General features: G+C 37.9%; 16 protein-coding genes. 14 read left to right on the plus strand and 2 right to left on the minus strand.

Translation table 11 applies throughout. The annotated features are described in order from the left end of the window. Nucleotides 1-96: 96 nt before the first annotated feature. Nucleotides 97-453 (minus strand): VOC family protein, encoded by a 357-nt coding sequence (locus CA2015_RS10625; protein ID WP_048641885.1) that lies wholly within the window; start codon nucleotides 451-453, stop codon nucleotides 97-99. 85 nt (nucleotides 454-538) lie between these two features. Between CA2015_RS10625 and CA2015_RS24835 the strand changes: the two genes are divergently transcribed. The 8 genes from CA2015_RS24835 (at nucleotide 539) to CA2015_RS10665 (ending at nucleotide 10107) form a co-directional block, all read left to right on the plus strand. Next, nucleotides 539-688, plus strand: coding sequence for a hypothetical protein (locus CA2015_RS24835; RefSeq protein WP_157470422.1), 150 nt, complete (start codon nucleotides 539-541; stop codon nucleotides 686-688). 1725 nt (nucleotides 689-2413) lie between these two features. Then, nucleotides 2414-3418: a 2,3-diaminopropionate biosynthesis protein SbnA gene (gene sbnA, locus CA2015_RS10635; protein ID WP_048641887.1), complete on the plus strand. Its 1005-nt coding sequence runs from the start codon at nucleotides 2414-2416 to the stop codon at nucleotides 3416-3418. After that, on the plus strand, nucleotides 3412-5229 hold the full coding sequence (locus CA2015_RS10640) for an FAD/NAD(P)-binding protein (RefSeq protein ID WP_048641888.1): 1818 nt from the start codon (nucleotides 3412-3414) through the stop codon (nucleotides 5227-5229). Before sbnA ends, CA2015_RS10640 begins: the two co-directional genes overlap by 7 nt. Nucleotides 5230-5247: 18 nt before the next feature. Further along, a complete protein-coding gene (locus CA2015_RS10645) occupies nucleotides 5248-6702 on the plus strand; it encodes a type III PLP-dependent enzyme domain-containing protein (RefSeq protein ID WP_048641889.1) in 1455 nt (484 codons plus the stop codon). 313 nt (nucleotides 6703-7015) lie between these two features. Beyond that, complete coding sequence (locus CA2015_RS10650; protein ID WP_048641890.1) at nucleotides 7016-7912, plus strand: restriction endonuclease; 897 nt, start codon at nucleotides 7016-7018, stop codon at nucleotides 7910-7912. Nucleotides 7913-7919: 7 nt separating this feature from the next. Continuing rightward, nucleotides 7920-8249 (plus strand): hypothetical protein, encoded by a 330-nt coding sequence (locus tag CA2015_RS10655; protein WP_048641891.1) that lies wholly within the window; start codon nucleotides 7920-7922, stop codon nucleotides 8247-8249. Nucleotides 8250-8508: 259 nt separating this feature from the next. Continuing rightward, the gene (locus CA2015_RS10660; RefSeq protein WP_053086675.1) at nucleotides 8509-9009 is read left to right on the plus strand and encodes a thermonuclease family protein; all 501 of its coding nucleotides are present in this window, start codon (nucleotides 8509-8511) and stop codon (nucleotides 9007-9009) included. A 636-nt stretch (nucleotides 9010-9645) separates the two neighbouring features. Continuing rightward, nucleotides 9646-10107 carry a hypothetical protein gene (locus CA2015_RS10665; protein ID WP_157470424.1) on the plus strand — a complete coding sequence of 154 codons (462 nt, stop codon included), beginning with the start codon at nucleotides 9646-9648 and terminating at the stop codon, nucleotides 10105-10107. Between the two features lie 253 nt (nucleotides 10108-10360). On the opposite strand, the gene CA2015_RS10670 is transcribed toward CA2015_RS10665, so the two are convergent. Next, nucleotides 10361-10603 (minus strand): hypothetical protein, encoded by a 243-nt coding sequence (locus CA2015_RS10670; protein WP_048641893.1) that lies wholly within the window; start codon nucleotides 10601-10603, stop codon nucleotides 10361-10363. Nucleotides 10604-11257: 654 nt separating this feature from the next. Here CA2015_RS10670 and CA2015_RS10675 point away from each other — a divergent pair. From CA2015_RS10675 to CA2015_RS10700, 6 genes are all read left to right on the plus strand, one after another. Continuing rightward, nucleotides 11258-12703, plus strand: coding sequence for an MBOAT family O-acyltransferase (locus CA2015_RS10675; RefSeq protein WP_048641894.1), 1446 nt, complete (start codon nucleotides 11258-11260; stop codon nucleotides 12701-12703). A 4-nt stretch (nucleotides 12704-12707) separates the two neighbouring features. Next, nucleotides 12708-13628: a hypothetical protein gene (locus CA2015_RS10680; RefSeq protein ID WP_157470426.1), complete on the plus strand. Its 921-nt coding sequence runs from the start codon at nucleotides 12708-12710 to the stop codon at nucleotides 13626-13628. A 567-nt stretch (nucleotides 13629-14195) separates the two neighbouring features. After that, the gene (locus tag CA2015_RS10685) at nucleotides 14196-14879 is read left to right on the plus strand and encodes a DNA alkylation repair protein (protein WP_048641896.1); all 684 of its coding nucleotides are present in this window, start codon (nucleotides 14196-14198) and stop codon (nucleotides 14877-14879) included. Between the two features lie 103 nt (nucleotides 14880-14982). After that, the gene (locus tag CA2015_RS10690; RefSeq protein ID WP_048641897.1) at nucleotides 14983-15549 is read left to right on the plus strand and encodes a hypothetical protein; all 567 of its coding nucleotides are present in this window, start codon (nucleotides 14983-14985) and stop codon (nucleotides 15547-15549) included. 25 nt (nucleotides 15550-15574) lie between these two features. Beyond that, complete coding sequence (locus tag CA2015_RS10695; RefSeq protein ID WP_240477962.1) at nucleotides 15575-16273, plus strand: formylglycine-generating enzyme family protein; 699 nt, start codon at nucleotides 15575-15577, stop codon at nucleotides 16271-16273. A gap of 303 nt (nucleotides 16274-16576) precedes the next feature. Continuing rightward, the gene (locus CA2015_RS10700; RefSeq protein ID WP_084011727.1) at nucleotides 16577-16822 is read left to right on the plus strand and encodes a TlpA family protein disulfide reductase; all 246 of its coding nucleotides are present in this window, start codon (nucleotides 16577-16579) and stop codon (nucleotides 16820-16822) included. Nucleotides 16823-16869 lie beyond the last annotated feature (47 nt).

The following is a 16869-nucleotide window of genomic DNA, read 5'->3' on the forward strand; positions in this document are numbered from 1 at the left end:
ACAGGAAATCTCTTATTTGAGCAATATGAAATGATAAAGATAGTTCAAAAAGTTGGTTTAGAATGCCTTCTGTACCTTATAATGACCGATAAATGATCATTCCAGATGGCTTAATAAATTAATGGTCACCCCATTTGGGTCTTTAACAAAAAAGCGCCTCACGCCCCAGTCTTCATTAGTAATTGGGTATTCAATGGCTATTTTTTGTTGCATGGCTTTTTTATAATAAGCCTCAATGTGCGAAACTTCTATGGATAAAAAAATAGCGGAATTATCCAGAGGGGAATTGTCCTTGTTTTGGAAGATTGAGATTTGAGCCGTAGGATTTTCTTTGGAGACAAAGGTCAGCACCCAGCCCATGTCCATGGCCAATTCCATGTCTAAAAAATCAATGTAAAAGTCTTTGCTTTTCTCCAGGTCATTGGAATAAATATTGGGGACGATTCTGCGCATGGCGAATTGGGGGTTTCAGTCAGTTAGTATATCAATGTATGGTTACGCCTTTTAATTTAAAGGGTTTTGAAACCTAATAAAACTATTGAATAAGGATAGCGATCGTGATTTTGGCGGTATTGTTGCAGAAAAAGAGCAACAATACCGCCAAAATCGTGATGTTTTCCTTATGTTATTGCCAAGGGCTGGCACCCTTGGCTTTGCTATTTCGCCCTGTCAGGGCTGGGGAATTTGATGCGATTAATTCTGGTCCATCTCTGACCGTCACTGCGAGCCCTTTTGGGTGGGCAATTGAGGCGGGAAAGGGTGCGGCAGTCTCTCGCTATAAGTGGATTTGGAAGTGGTGAAAATGCTCAACTGATTGCGAACTTCGGTTGAGATTTTGTCAGCATTGTTGCAGAAAAAAAGGCAACAATACCGCCAAAATCGGGATGTGCTTGTTGTTTTATTCTACCAGGGGTTGGCACCCCTTTCTACAAAAGTTTCACTCCTCCGGAGTTTTGTATTCGTGAAGTTTCGAATTTAAAATAGGCATATAAAGTAATGATAAACTATTAGGGCTGGGGAGGAATTCTAATACGAGGATAGGCGCCTTTTAAAAAAGAGCTTCCGTTGAGATTTTGTCAGCATTGTTGCAGAAAAAAGAGCAACAATACCGCCAAAATCGTGATGTTTCCCTTATGTTTTTACCAAGGGCTGGCACCCTTGGCTATGTTATGTCGCCCTGTCAGGGCTGGGGAATTTGATGCGAATAAATTCTCGCACCTCTCTGCTCGTCACTGCGAGCCCTTTTGGGTGGGCGATTCAGGCGGTAAAGGGTGCGGCAGTCCCTCGCTAAAAGTGGGTTTAGAAATGGTGAAAATGCTCATCTGATTGCGAACTTCGCTCGTGATTTTGTCAGCATTGTTGCAGAAAAAAAAGCAACAATACAGCCAAAATCATAGTATTTTCCTTTTGTTTCTACCAAGGGCTGACACCCTTGGCTATGTTATGTCGCCCTGTCAGGGCTGGGGAATTTTGTACGATTAAATTCTCGTCAATTTCTGAACGCGAACTTCGCTCGTGATTTTGTCAGTATTGTTGCAGAAAAGAAGCAACAATACCGCCAAAATCGGAATGTGCTTGTTGTTTTATTTTACCAGGGGTTGACACCCCTTTCTACAAAAGTTTCACTCCTCCGGAGTTTTGTATTCGTAAAGTTTCGGATTTAAAATAGGCAAATAAGTTAATGATAAACTATTAGGGCTGGGGAGGAATTCTAATACGAGGATAGGCGCCTTTTAAAAAAGAGATTCCGTTGAGATTTTGTCAGGATTGTTGCAGAAAAAAGGGCAACAATACCTTCAAAATCATAGTGTTTTACTTATGTTATTACCAAGGGCTGACACCCTTGGCTATGTTATGTCGCCTGTCAGGGCTGGGGAATTTGATGCGATTAAACTTCCATTGCTTTATGGGGATTTCTGTATTGAATAGAAGAATTAAATAGAGCCCTGCTTGAACGATAATATAACAAGCATAGCTTCCTCAGCTAAGTCCTAAATTATTGACGCAATAAATTTTTTTATGGACGCTATCTGTAATAGAGATCCTGTGGATATTCCGCGCCGGATGCATTAACAAGGTTACAGAAAAGTTGCTTATATAAGCTGATAGGACTCCTTTCACTCGAATAAAACCATAGATGTAGATTTTATATAAAAAGAATAAATAGTTTTAAATAGCTGTTAATCAGCATTTAATATTGTTTTTTCAACCTGGTGAAAAAAGATTATTTACTTCCAAGTGGTCAAACAAATTAGGGGTGCTTTAGGTTGAATATGGGTGAAAAATTGTAGGGAGGGATATTTTATAATAACAATAATGCAGACATGTAATTTTAAACTGGCATAAAATTTATGCATTATGTAAATATAAATTATCAATTAATTAGGATTTCATCGATTAGAACATAAAGGTTATGATTACTACAGCTAATGTTTCGAATGTTGCCAGTAATATAGTTGCAACCATAGGGGAGACTCCTCTGGTACGTCTGGACAAACTTTTTCCAGACAGCCATGCATCGTTTTATGGTAAATTGGAGGCCGCCAATCCTTCTGGAAGTTTGAAGGACAGGACTTCGATTTTTATCGTCAAAAAAGCACTTGAAGAAGGAAGAATAAATAGAGGGGACACCATTATAGAATCGAGTTCCGGTAATATGGCCTTGGGCCTGGCACAGGCATGTATTCATTATGGATTAAAGTTGATCGTAGTGGTAGACCCTAACCTGAACGCGCACACTGAAAAGTTATTGAAAACCTATGGAGCCCGACTGGAATACGTGAAAACGCCGGCTAAAAAAGGAGGTTTTTTAGCTGCCCGCTTAAATAGGGTGCAGGAGCTCCTGCAAGCCATACCCAATAGTTTCTGGACTAACCAATATGGGAATCCCAACAACCCTTTGGCACATCATAAAACCATAGACGAAATTATGAGGGACTTGGGTGGAGCCGTGGATTACCTCTTTGTGTCCACAAGCACCTGTGGTACATTGATGGGCTATGCCGATTATATCAAGGAGCATAATCTTGGTACAAAAGTGATCGCAGTGGATGCCTTAGGAAGTGTATTGTTCGGAGGGAAGGCGGCACCAAGACTTATACCAGGGCATGGGGCAGGTGTACAATCACAGTTTGTCGATACGGATAAATTTGAAGGCCATGTGAAGGTCAGCGACTTGGACTGTATTGAAGGCTGCTGGTCCTTGCTCAAAAAAGAAGGAATACTCTGTGGAGGTTCTACTGGAGGAGTAATTGCTGCCATTGATCGGTACATCAAATACATCCCCAATTCCAGCAATTGTGTGTTTCTATTGGCAGATAGAGGAGAGCGGTACCTCGACACCATTTACAATCCGGATTGGGTATTGTCCAATTTCCCTGAAAGTGAGCCCATGCTAAAAACTTCCATTGGATGGTAAAGTCGAAGGCTGAGAAAATGCAGGATGTTACAAGATTTAATATTGCCATCGTTGGATTGGGACCCAAGGGTTTCTATGCTTTTGAGCGCCTGTTGGCGCAGCTAAAAGCCCGTGAAATCCAAGAGCCTGTAGCGATACACCTGTTTAACCAAAACCAATTCTTTGCTGCCGGGAATGTTTACCGCTCTGATCAAGCGCCCTACCTGCTGATGAACTATGCGAATAAAAACATCAACTGCTGGACGGATGAATTGCCCACGGCCATTCTTGCCGACAGGTCTGACTTTGTCAGCTGGCTGCAAAATAAAACGGAGGAGCCGAATGAAGCATTGGAAGAAGACTTTGCTTCTCGGGCAACAGTGGGTAGCTATTTGATGGAGGGGTTTGATCGCTTGTGCAAGAATTTGCCTGAGTATATAAAATTGGTGAAACATGTTGCAACGGTAAACAACATTGGAAAGCAGGGTGATAAATTTAAGCTTTTTACCCAGGGAAAAGAAGCAGATGAATTTCCTGCATTCGATAAGATTCTATTAACCACCGGGCATTTTGGGTGCGGGGCTGGATTTCTTGAGGGAAATCAAACCAGCCGTTTTATCGACTTTGTTTACCCTACTCATTTGGCTTTGGGACATATCGAAGCAGGAGCAAAGGTGGCCGTAAAAGGATTTGGTCTGACCTGTATTGATGCTATTTTAGCCCTTACCGAAGGAAGGGGAGGGCAGTTTGACCTCAGTGAATCGGGTAAAATGATTTATAATACTTCAGGAAAGGAACCCCACAAAATTTACCCTTATTCCAGAACAGGCCTTCCCATGATGCCACGTACTGGAGGGGCAGCAGATAAGAGCCCGCTTTATTTTCTCACAGAAGACCGTATTGCCTCGCTCAAGCGCTCAAAGCCTGTCTCTTTTGAAAAAACTTTGCTTCCCTTGATTATAAAGGAGTGTACATTTAGCTATTACAGGGTACTTTTCAGAGAGTACCGGTGGAGATTGCTTTTTCTAGAAAAATATGACGGCATTCGCGAGCAAATTGAAGTTTTTCACAAATATCACCCTGAAGTGGAAAGGTTTAACTGGGAAACTCTTTTGGATCCTTTTGCCAATCAATCCACTTTGACGCATGCAGAGGTTTCTGATTATATAGAAAAACTTCTTTTGGAAGCCGAAAAGGGTCCTGAGGAAAGCCCTTTAAATGCGGCATTCGGCACCTGGCGCAGGATTAGCCAAGGGTTCAATGAAATTTATAGCTTTGGGGGTTTGGATGCAGCTTCACATAAGTTTTTTGACCGAAACTATTTCGGCCTTTTTAACCGCATTGCCTATGGACCTCCGGTAAAGAACATGAAGAAAATGCTTGCACTTGCCGAAGCAGGAATAGTGGACTTTGGATTTGTGCGAGGGTCGACTTTTGAATTCGATGAATCCTCAGGCGCTTATGGCTTATTGAAGGGTGAAAACCTGAAAGAGCAAGCCTTAGACTACCTGATCAATGCCCGAATTCCCAGAAACAATGAAAGCGAAACGCCCAGCCCCCTGTATCGTTCAATCTTGGAAAATGGAATTGGAAGAAAATTCTTGAATTCCAGTGGAGGCACTTATACACCCGGTTGCATGGATATGGATGCAAGGGGAAGAATGATTGCAAAAGATGGAAAGGTGCAGGAAGGGATTGCGCTATATGGTACGCCTACAGAAGGGTTGACCTTGGACAATGACACCTTGTCCAGAAAACGAAATAATTTGGCTTCTCAATGGGCAGAAGAGGTTGCCATTGCCATTGAACTTAGAGAACCAGTAAACCAGTAGTAAACAATTGTATTGAAAATGAATCCTAACTATACCAAAGGTAATCCAAAGGCAGGGCTAACTCCCCTTACTTCTCCATGGATGCACCGTATTTTTGAAGACCAGAAAATCATCAGTGGACTGATTGAAAAACATGGTTCGCCCATCAACCTGCACCACCTGCCCACTTTTTCCGATAACATCGCTTCCTTCAATAAGCTTTTTGAGGCTAACGGATTAAAGCACCAAATCTACTATGCACGCAAGGCCAATAAATCAAAATCACTGGTGAAACAGGCTTTGGAAGCAGGTATAGGTGTGGATACAGCCAGTCAAAAGGAGCTGGAACAATCCATCGCTTTGGGTGGGAATGGAAAAAATCTGGTGCTCACTTCTGCCATCAAAACGCGTGAGCAATATGCATTGGCCATCAATGCGCAGGTGCCCATAGTCTTGGACAATGAGGACGAGTGTGAGCAAGCCCAAAGCATAGCAGAGGAACTAAATAAAAAGGCCAATATAGGTATTCGCATAAGCGGTTTTACGGTAGAGGGAACCAAGCTTTACAGTCGTTTTGGCTTTGATATAGCTGCTGTGGAAGCCTATATTCTGGAGAATTTCGGGGAAAAAGGGCGTTTTAAAAACCTCTCCCTACAGGGTTTTCATTTTCACCTGGATGGCTATTCTACCCTTCAGCGTGGCAAAGCCCTTTCCGATTGTATAGGTTTGGCCAAGCGCCTCAAGGAGGCTGGTTTATCCATCGCTTTTATAGATATGGGAGGCGGGATATTGATGAACTACCTGGAAAGCGAGCAGCAATGGAAAGCCTTTGATCAGGCCCTGCAAGAAGGAGTGAAGGCCAATGACAATCCCTTAACTTTCAATGGTCATGGCCTGGGCTATGAAATGATCAACAATGAATTAACAGGCCAACTCAAAACCTATCCTTATTACAATCGCATCAACGGCACGACCTTTTTAAAGAAGGTGCTGGACTATAAAGATGCAGAAACCCAAGAGAGCAATGCCCAAAGGTTGAAGGCCATGCAACTTGAAATTCGAATAGAGCCGGGCCGTTCTCTGCTCAATCAGACAGGAATGACCATAGCCAAAGTGGCCCATAGGAAACAAGATGCCAGAGGACAGTGGATGGTTGGATTGGAAATGAACATGAGCCAAATGATGAGTTCCAGTGAGGATTTTCTTCTGGATCCCTATGTGATGTATGCCGATAAGGAAGAGTCAAACGCGCCTGTAGATGTGTTTTTCACAGGTGCCTATTGTTTGGAAAGGGATGTGCTACTCAAACGCAAAATCTCCCTGCCCCAATTACCTGCCATAGGTGATTTTGTTGCTTTTGTAAATACCGCCGGCTATATGATGCACTTTTTCGAAACCGAGGCCCACCTTTTCGAACTGTCCCAAAACCTAAGTTTTAGTAGTGAGGGTAAGTTAAAGGTATCCGATTTTATTGCTGATGATTTGATTGGGTAATTATTTTTTAGAGAGTTTGATTTTTAGTGGGTTCAACGATATTATTTTTTAATTTTTCTTTAATATGCTTCTGTTTATCACTTTAAATTTATGAAGTGCTGGTGTAATTGCTGTTCAAGCCTGTGTATTTCCAAATATATACCTGCCGTTTAAGTAAAAGTGTTATTTCTATGCTTGATTCTTTGTCCTAAATAGTTAATTTGACATTTTAATAAGCTAAATGGGGTGGGTGTATAGTTGATATATAAGGAACTCAACTAGGAAATATAGCTATACCAATTGTTGAGGGCAATTAAAAAAACCGAATTAATAAATGGAATTACCTAAATATCACGAAACCTTTATGCCGATTTTGGATACGTTGAGTACGATTGAATCAATAAGCAGTCGAGAATTAGCAATAAAAGTTCGTGACAAATATTATTCGGGCTTACCAAAAGAACTTTTAGATAAGAAAACAAGTACTGGAGCCAATACTTTGATTGACCGAATACTTTGGGGAAAATCCTATCTGAAAATGGGCAAGTTTGTATTCTATCCCAATAGAGGAATGGTGCAAATCGGAGAAAAAGGAAAACAAGCTTTGGCAAGTGGTAAATTACTTCTGTCGGACTTACAAAATGACCCTGATTTCATTCAGCATCGCTCATCAGTTAAAAGCAAAAAAGATGACAAAGCAGAATTAGAAACTGTAGACGTTGACAATGCATCGCCACAAGACCTAATCGATACTGGATTTGAAACAATTGAAATAGAAGTTAAAACCGATCTTCTTGATAAACTTAAAGAAATTGACCCTTATTTCTTTGAAAAAGTGATTTTGATATTACTCAAAAGAATGGGGTACGGAGATTTTATTGAAACATCAAAATCAGGAGATGGGGGAATTGATGGAATTATAAACGAGGACAAACTTGGACTTGAAAAAATTTACACTCAAGCAAAAAGGTACAATGAAAATAAAGTACGTGAAAAAGATATAAGGAACTTCATTGGAGCAATGAGTGGAGACACATCAAAGGGAGTATTTATTACGACATCTACATTTGATGATTCAGCGATTAAAAAAGCGAGAGAGGCTCATCATTCGATTATATTGATTGATGGACCTAAACTGGTCGACTTAATGCACCAATACAATGTTGGCGTTCAAGTAAAAACAACCTATGAAGTGAAAGAAATTGACTACGATTTCTTTGAAGGAGAATAATTGACCTATGGCGAATAAATGGGGAATTCCAGTAGATGTAGAAATTTTTGTAAAAGATCGAGATAAAAACTGCGTTTATTGTAGAGTCGAGTTTTTAGAGAGCTATGATTCAAGAAAATCAAAACCGTCATGGGAACATATTGTCAACGATGTAAGAGTTAATGGAAAGGATAATATTGCTCTATGTTGTATTTCGTGTAATGCAAGTAAAGGAGCAAAACTAATTGAAGATTGGTTACAATCTGAATATTGTAAAAGAAAGAAAATAACAATTGACAACGTTGCAACTGTAGTGAAAGAAGCTATTGTCAATCCACCTGAAATAAAAAATAACTAGGTCCTCCAATTAAGCTACAATGATTCGATTAAGGCTTTGGTTTATTGTAGTCCTGATCGATTGGGATTGTACTCCGCCTCTGGCCGCCTTTTGCTATGGGGATTGGGTTGCTTAAGGGAATTAGGTTGAAGCCTCCCTATTCTAGTGTAGCAAAAGTATTATCGATTCAACCCAATGTTAAATACGCAGATGACTTTGTATTAGTAAGCCTTAATTTTACTTCTACCCTATTATCTTTGAACCTTGATAGACTTCTAAAATGAATAAAACATATAAATATATTCTTGTCCTTCTTGTCTCGATAATCGTTGCTTATTATAATTCCGGAAAGGAAGAAGCTGAGCTTTCGGGTCTTATGCCTGTATCCAGAGTGGTGGATGGTGATACCTTTTGGGCTGAGGATGGGTCGAAAAAAGGAGTGAAAATTCGATTGATAGGAGTGGATGCTCCTGAAACAAGAAATGGGAATTATAAGAAAATTGGCTTTTATGGACAAGAAGCCAAAGCTTACCTTACTGACTTATTAATCAATCAAGAAGTTTTGTTGGAATATGGTGTGGACAGTTTAGACCGATATGGAAGAACGCTTGCCTACGTTTATTTGTTGGATGGTACTTTTGTAAATGAGGAGTTAATAAAAAAGGGGTATGCAAGAGTATTATCGATTCCGCCCAATGTTAAATACGCAGATGCCTTTGTTTCCTACGAACGTGATGCCAGAGAAAATAATCGTGGGCTATGGCAAAAGGAATCTGAATAATCAATAGGCTTATAAGAATGTAGGTCAGCATTGGGGAAAACAAAGCATATTGATCGTATTGTTCTCTAAATTTTGGCTAAAGCCAGATTAAACGATTTGACCCTGTAAATGAGCTTTTGCCCATTCCTATTGAATTGATTTCTTTGGTCAATTGGGGACTCAGGTTAAAGTATAGGGAAAGTAGACGATTCTTTTATTTCAATAGCCTTCTTCTCCAACTGGTGAAAACTGGATAATTCGGCACCGGTGGCTGAGCCTGTCGAAGTCAGCGGAGTCGAAGTTGATATTGGTAGCTCTCTACCTATTTTAGTTATTGTGGTATCAATAAAAGTTGAAAACTTTCTTCATTTTGGGTCTAAGTTACGCTTCGCTAAACTTAGACCAGCGGGTGTTGTCGGATTGAGGGATAACCTTAGTCCGTTATATTCAAGAGCAGCTAATGGCTAATTTTCTTGTCACAAATTATTACTATATTTGTGACAAGAAAACATCCGTATGATGCAACAAAACATTGAAACACAAATACTGGAAAGGGTCAAACGAAAAGCAAAATGAACACTTTTTTTTACTGACAATATCCCAAAGGAGCTTTGTGCTAAATCCGTAAATACGAGACCTCTATGTTAAAACATGAATATGGAATTACCAATAGGCAATAAAAATCACGCCGTAAGTAAAATATTAGCCCTGTATTTATTGCTTATTACCGTATCAATATTTTATGTTTTTAATAATAGATTCAAGGTTAATTGGGAAATTATTATTGCTGTTTATTTAATATCTATTGTCTCAAGTTATTTTTATATCAAAAAGCAAAATATTTTGAAAGGGACCCTTTTGGAAGACAAAATTGTATTAAATTATAATAATAAAGTCATTGAAATTCCATTGTTTCAAATTCAAAACATAATAGACTCTCTCAATTACTATATGAAATTTCATGGAAACTTGTCATTATTGTATAAGATTGAATTAAATACCGATTATAAATTTGGGAGAATTATTTATTTGGAATTTGATAAAAAGGACGAATTAGGTGTGGATCCTATGGAAGTCTCAATTTTGAAGGAGAGAATTAAAAAGGTGCAAAATATCTAAATATCATTGCTTTCTGGTGGCTTGAAGATCCCATTCTGAATGCTATGTTAAACCTTTTATAAGGCTTAATGAGGGATAGGGAGTGGTTTTTTCTTTTGGTAATTTTTATTGCAATCGCTAAAGTAAGGGCGCAGTGGCCGGGCCAAAACTACGAGTGTGCGAGGGCCTGCGCGTGGAAGATTAGTTTTGGCTAGATTTTTCTTTGGTTCGTTTCTTTTCATCAATGGAAAAGAAATGAACGTTTAATTGTCAGTTAAATGTATGATTTTAAAAGCAGTTCTATACCATAAATCATTACTGTTTCTACTAAACTAAGTTGTTGATTATGAGCATTGTCACTTTTTTGCTGCAGGCCTGCCCTGAGTTTATTCAGTGGGCCAAAAAGTAACCAACCTGTCCAGAGCCATCGGGAAAAACCCCGCCGCTGAGTATCTTTTCGGCTAAAATTTAAGGCCACCCGCACACAGGCAAACTCCTTTGTTTTTGGCTTTCCCATTTTCGTTGATTATTGGATGTTACCTATGCCAAAAACTTCGTCAAACATTGCCCTTGTCTTTGCCAGACCCTGCTTAAATTTTTTCACGCCAAAAATCTACAAGGCGGAAATTTAAAAATTAGCTAATTAAATAATGATCATGAGCAATGGATATTCCAGAGCATGGCGACCTTTTATATTTAGATTTAATAATTCTCCTTTTGTAATTTAAATTTCGGCTAAGGCCAGAAAATTCGATTTGACCCTATAAATAGGCTAAAGCCCATTCCTATTGAATGGATTTCTTTGGTCCATCGGTTTAGGCTAAAATCAAGGAAAACGAAACAATTCCTCCTTTTTAATAGCCTCCTGCTTTAACAGGTGAAAATTGGGTAATTAGGCACCGATGACTGAGCCTGTCGAAGTCAGCGGTGTGGAATAATATTGGGAGCCCTCAACCTACTTTAGTGATTGTGGTATCAATAAAAGTTGAAAACTCTCCTTATTTTGGGTCTAAGTTATGCTTCGCTAAACTTAGACTAGGTAGAGGATTTGGTATTTAGTGGCAATTTTCTTTTTTTGGATTAAAAGATTTTTGTGTAAAGTTCCATAAAATTGTTGTCTGCCACGAATGGTGAGACGATCTTGCAAAAAAATATAGATTAACCAGAACGAATGCTTTTTAATTCAATTGACTTTGCAATATTTTTACCAATTGTTTTTATACTCTATTGGTTTGTTTCAAGTAAGAAACTGAAGTTGCAAAACCTTCTAATAGTTGCAGCTAGTTATCTATTCTATGGATGGTGGGACTGGAGGTTTCTATCATTGATTATCTTCAGCACATTAGTAGATTATACAATTGGCAGGAAGTTAAAAAGTGAAGGAAATCAAGCCAAACGGAAAACACTATTGTGGACCAGTATAATAGTAAATCTGGGATTTCTTGGCTTTTTTAAATATTACAATTTCTTTTTGGATAATTTCGTTTCTGCTTTTTCATTTTTTGGAGCAGAAATAAGTGCAAGTTCATTAAATATTATTTTACCAGTTGGGATAAGCTTTTACACCTTTCAAACTTTGAGTTATTCTATAGATGTTTATAAACGAAAGCTTGAACCGACGGATGACTTTATTGCTTTTTCTGCCTTTGTAAGTTTCTTTCCACAATTGGTTGCTGGACCTATTGAAAGAGCAACCAATCTGTTACCTCAATTTTATAAAAAACGAACATTTGATTATTCAAAAGCTGTTGATGGCATGCGTCAAATTCTTTGGGGTTTGTTTAAGAAGATAGTGATTGCCGATAACTGCGCGCAATATGCCAATCTGATTTTCAATAATTCTTCAGAATACTCCGGTAGCACATTGGTTTTGGGTGCAGTGTTTTTCAGCTTTCAAATTTACGGTGACTTCTCAGGTTACTCTGATATAGCAATTGGAACTTCCAGGCTATTTGGATTTAATTTAATGCAAAACTTCAATTTTCCTTACTTTTCAAGAGACATTGCAGAATTCTGGAGACGATGGCATATTTCCTTGTCAACATGGTTTAGGGATTACCTATATATTCCACTAGGCGGAAGCCGTGGCGGAACGTGGATGAAAGTAAGGAATACATTTATTATTTTTATCGTCAGTGGATTCTGGCATGGGGCTAATTGGACTTTTATTGTATGGGGGGCATTGAATGCGCTCTACTTTTTACCGGTTTCGCTCACTAATAATAATAGAAATCACGTTGATATTGTAGCTAAGGGTAAAATACTTCCAACCTTCCGTGAATTAATTCTAATATTAATAACCTATGGCTTAACAATATTAGCATGGGTGTTTTTCAGAGCAGAAAATTTTGAACATGCATTTCAATATTTATCTGGCATATTCGATAATCCGCATTCTTTTTTATCATTTAAGATATATTGGTTACATAAAAAGATTTTAATGTTAATAAGTATTTTTCTGATTATAGAATGGGTAGGGCGTGAACATCAATACGCAATTGAGAACATTGGATTGTTAAGAGCTAAATTTTTTCGATGGATTCTATACTGTTTACTTGCTGTTATGATATTTCTGTTTAGTGGTACTAAACAAGAATTTATTTATTTTCAATTTTAGAAAAATGAAGAAGTTTATATTTCAAATTATATTGTTTGGTTCTATTTTTTCTTCTGTTATTTTACTTATTTTATCTATGGCGGATGGTGATACTGATCCGTTTTATAGTAGGTTTACGTCACCAAAACAGAAGAATATGATATTGGGAACATCCCGTGCAGCACAAGGCTTGCAACCAGCACAATTTCAGAAAATATTAAATAGAAGAATATTTAATTATTCGTTTACAGTTGTTCACAGTCCTTTTGGAAAAGTTTATTATGAAAGTATTAAAAGGAAGCATAACCAAGAAAAAGGTGGTTTGTTTATTATTGCCGTGGATCCTTGGAGTATCTCAAGTTGGTGTTCTTCTCCAAATGATTTAAGTCAATTTAGGGAAAACAATCTATTCCTTAATAAAACAAATGTTGTTGATTTAAATCCAAATGTATTTTATTTGCTTAATAATTTATCAGGAGAATATTCAAAAATTCTTTTCAAAACGAATTCAAATTGGAAGTTACACGATGATGGTTGGTTAGAAGTAAGTAATTTACCTATGGATAGTATATCTGTTGTTAATAGAATTTCAAATAGAGTTAAATCTTACAGATTGGACTATTTACCAAAAACCAATCTATCATCAATTCGACTCAAATATTTAATAAAAATTATAACCTACTTAAAAGAATACGGTAATGTATACCTTGTTAGGGTACCAATTCATAATAGAATGTTGGAAATTGAGAAGGAGTTAATGCCTGATTTTGACTCAATAATTAAAGAGGGCATAGATTTATCAGACGGTTATTTTGATTTGACTCCTCAAAATGATTCGTTTGAATATACTGATGGAAATCACTTGTATAAAGATTCTGGCGAAAAAGTTTCAGTAATTTTAGCAAATTTGATAAAGGAAAAGATACCTTTGCATGATAGTAACTGATTAATTATTGTTTAAAAGATGATTGATAATTAAATCATGAGTTGCATAAGATTTTTCTGATATTAGAGCTTGCAAATGCAGATGAGATAAAAGACTTGCTGGTTATTCACCTCAAATATTTTGGAGAATTTTTTGTTTGAGATCAATTACTTCGAAATTCTCAAAATCTAAACTTTTGACAAAGGTATATTTAACAATCTCCCTTTTTGTACTCAAAATTTCGGCTAAGGCCAGAAAATTCGATTTGACCCTATAAATAGGCTAAAGCCCATTCCTATTGAATGGATTTCTTTGGTCCATCGGTTTAGGCTAAAATCAAGGAAAATGAAACGATTTCTCCTTTTCAATAGCCTCCTGCTTTAACTGATGAAAATTGGGTAATTAGGCACCGGTGGCTGAGCCTGTCGAAGTCAGTGGAGTCGAAGTCAACTTGGGGAGCTCTCTACCTACTTTAGTGATTGTGGTATCAATGAAAGTTGAAAACTTTCCTTATTTTGGGTCCAAGTTACGCTTCGCTAAACTTAGACCAGGTAGGTTATTAAAAAGATAAAGTAAAACCCACGCCAAATGCTATCCAACGAAACTCTTGAATACATTGCTGTATTGGAACAGGAATTTAGCCCTAATGAAAATAGGGAACTGGCCTTACAACAAAAAGCCTATTTGCGGAATCAATTTCAGTTTTTTGGCATTTCTACCCAGCAAAGAAGGGCTATCCAAAGGCCATTTTTGCTCAAAGCCATGCTTCCTCCAAAGACTGAGCTTCATAAATTGGTAAAGGTTTTATGGAGTAGGAACGAGAGGGAGTTTCATTACTTTGCCCAGGAGCTTTTATTAAGATACATGAATGCCACAGAGAAAGAGGACATCCATCTTTATGTCCACATGGTGGCTCATCAATCTTGGTGGGATACGGTAGATATGATCGCCAATAAATTGATGGGCAATTACTTTTTGCTTTTTCCAGAGGAAAGGGAGGGGTATACAAACAAGTGGCTGCAGTCCAATAATATTTGGTTGCAAAGGAGTGCGCTGCTGTTTCAGTTAAAGTACAAGGATAAAATGGATCTCGCCCTTTTAGTGAAGTGCATTCACCATTTATTAGGGTCTGATGAATTTTTTATCAATAAGGCCATTGGCTGGGTACTGCGGGAATACAGTCGGACCGATCCTATTTGGGTGCAGGAATTTGTAAATGATACAGCATTAAGTCCTTTAAGTAAAAGAGAAGCCTTGAGGTTGATTTCTTGATGTAACTAAGGATTAGGACGTTGATGCTTTGCTTTTATATTACTATTTTTAGAAAGGATTAATGAATTCTGCCCTGGTCTATCTAATTCAGTAACTGAACATTATGAAAACACTAACACTCTTTGCTACCTTGGTTTTCTTAATTCTGTTTAATTTATCCGGAAATTCACAACAGGTTAAATCTCTTGAATGTTTGGATAAACAGCAGTCCGAATTTGTAGCGGTTGTAGTAGAAAAGTTTAATGATCAACTTCTAAAACATTACGGCGAAATTGATTACAAAATGTTTTTGATCGATAGGAGTAGTATGTCTTTGCCTCCTGACTTTTTTGTCACATCAGGTTTAGCAGAATTTCTGAACGACAATAGAAATAAACCCTTTTTTCAGGATATTTGGAAGAATAATGACGGAGCTTATGAACTGATTCATGAAAGTAAATATTTTGAATGTTTAAAATCAGTTTGTGAATCCGAAACGCTTTGTGAGGTTTTATCAGCGATGGATCAGTTTAGAGAAGTGAGCAGGGGACTCATTGCTGGAGCAATTGCCTCCGAACTTCCTGATGAGCAATATAGTAATAAGAATGTACGCATTTTTATTGCCATCAATCTTTATGCTGAATTATCCATCAACCTTTTCGACCGATTTAAAAATCAAGTCAATATTTAAGAAGACCCTCAATCCAAAAAGTAACGTGGAAATAGATAAGAAAAACATTGACGTGAAAACAATTGAAAATTTATTTGTCACGATTCCGAAAGGTACTGTGGAAATGAGGGACGACCGGGTAAAGAAAATCTGGAAACGTGAAATTGAATCTTTTAGACTCTCCAAATTTCCAGTTACTCAGGACTTGTATACTGAAATAATGAATGAAAATCCGGCTACTTTCAAAGGTGAAAAGTTACCTGTTGAGACTCTTTCCTGGGTTGAAACGGTAAAGTTTTGTAATAAACTGTCTGAGGCATTGGCCAAAAACCAATGCTATGCCATTGATTTAACCTCACAAGAAGTAAGTTTTGATGCCAATGCAAATGGCTTCCGGCTTCCAACTGAAGCTGAGTGGCAATTTGCTTGCCAGGCTGGCGCAAATAATACCAGATACGGAGAATTAGAGAAAATTGCCTGGTTTAAAGAAAATGCCGACAACCGTAGTCATAAAGTTGGACAAAAGCAGCCCAACCCTTGGGGACTTTATGACATGCTTGGAAATGTTTGGGAATGGTGTTCGGATATTTATGATGAGACCGTTTATGGTTCCTATCGGGTTTTTCGTGGTGGAGGTTGGTGTGATGTTGAAAGAAGTGTAATGGCAACAACCAGAAGAAGGAGCCATCCCTACGCTTTTAAAATAGATGATTTAGGGTTTAGAATTGCCATGAATATTGATTAAAGTTATATTAAACCCGAAATATGCAATAAACAATCTATTACGTGCTGAAATCGCTTTAAAATACCCAATCGTTGCTGTTTTCATTTTCACCATAGCGGTGCTATGCTAAAATCTCCAAACAGCCTGATTGTCTTGCGATTGCAACACTTCCCGTAAACACGGGACAGGCTTCACCCCTGACAGTCAGGGCGGAGAAATCCTATTACTCAATCCGGGTTAAAGAAGGTATCTGAAATCATGGTATTAATTCATCAAATTAAATGAATAATTAACCGCCTAATATGATTTGGAGGCTTAAACTTATTGTTATCTCTTCGTTCATTTTTGGCCACTGATCCCCACGCTTCATTGGAAGCGTTTTTAGGTAAGAATGTATTTGATTATGTGGTTTTTTCGGATCAAGAAGAATTGATTATTGATCAATTGAAATTAGAGGCTTATCCCACCCATCTGGTGCTTGATAAAAATGGCAACATCAAGAAAATATTCAATAAAGGATCCGAATTAATGGCCTATATAGATGAGAACAAATCGCTTTTTCATAATTAAGGGATTTTGCATCCATGCATATGAACTTAATCAAGTAGGTTTTTGAT

This window comes from Cyclobacterium amurskyense, assembly GCF_001050135.1.
Lineage (GTDB): Bacteria > Bacteroidota > Bacteroidia > Cytophagales > Cyclobacteriaceae > Cyclobacterium > Cyclobacterium amurskyense.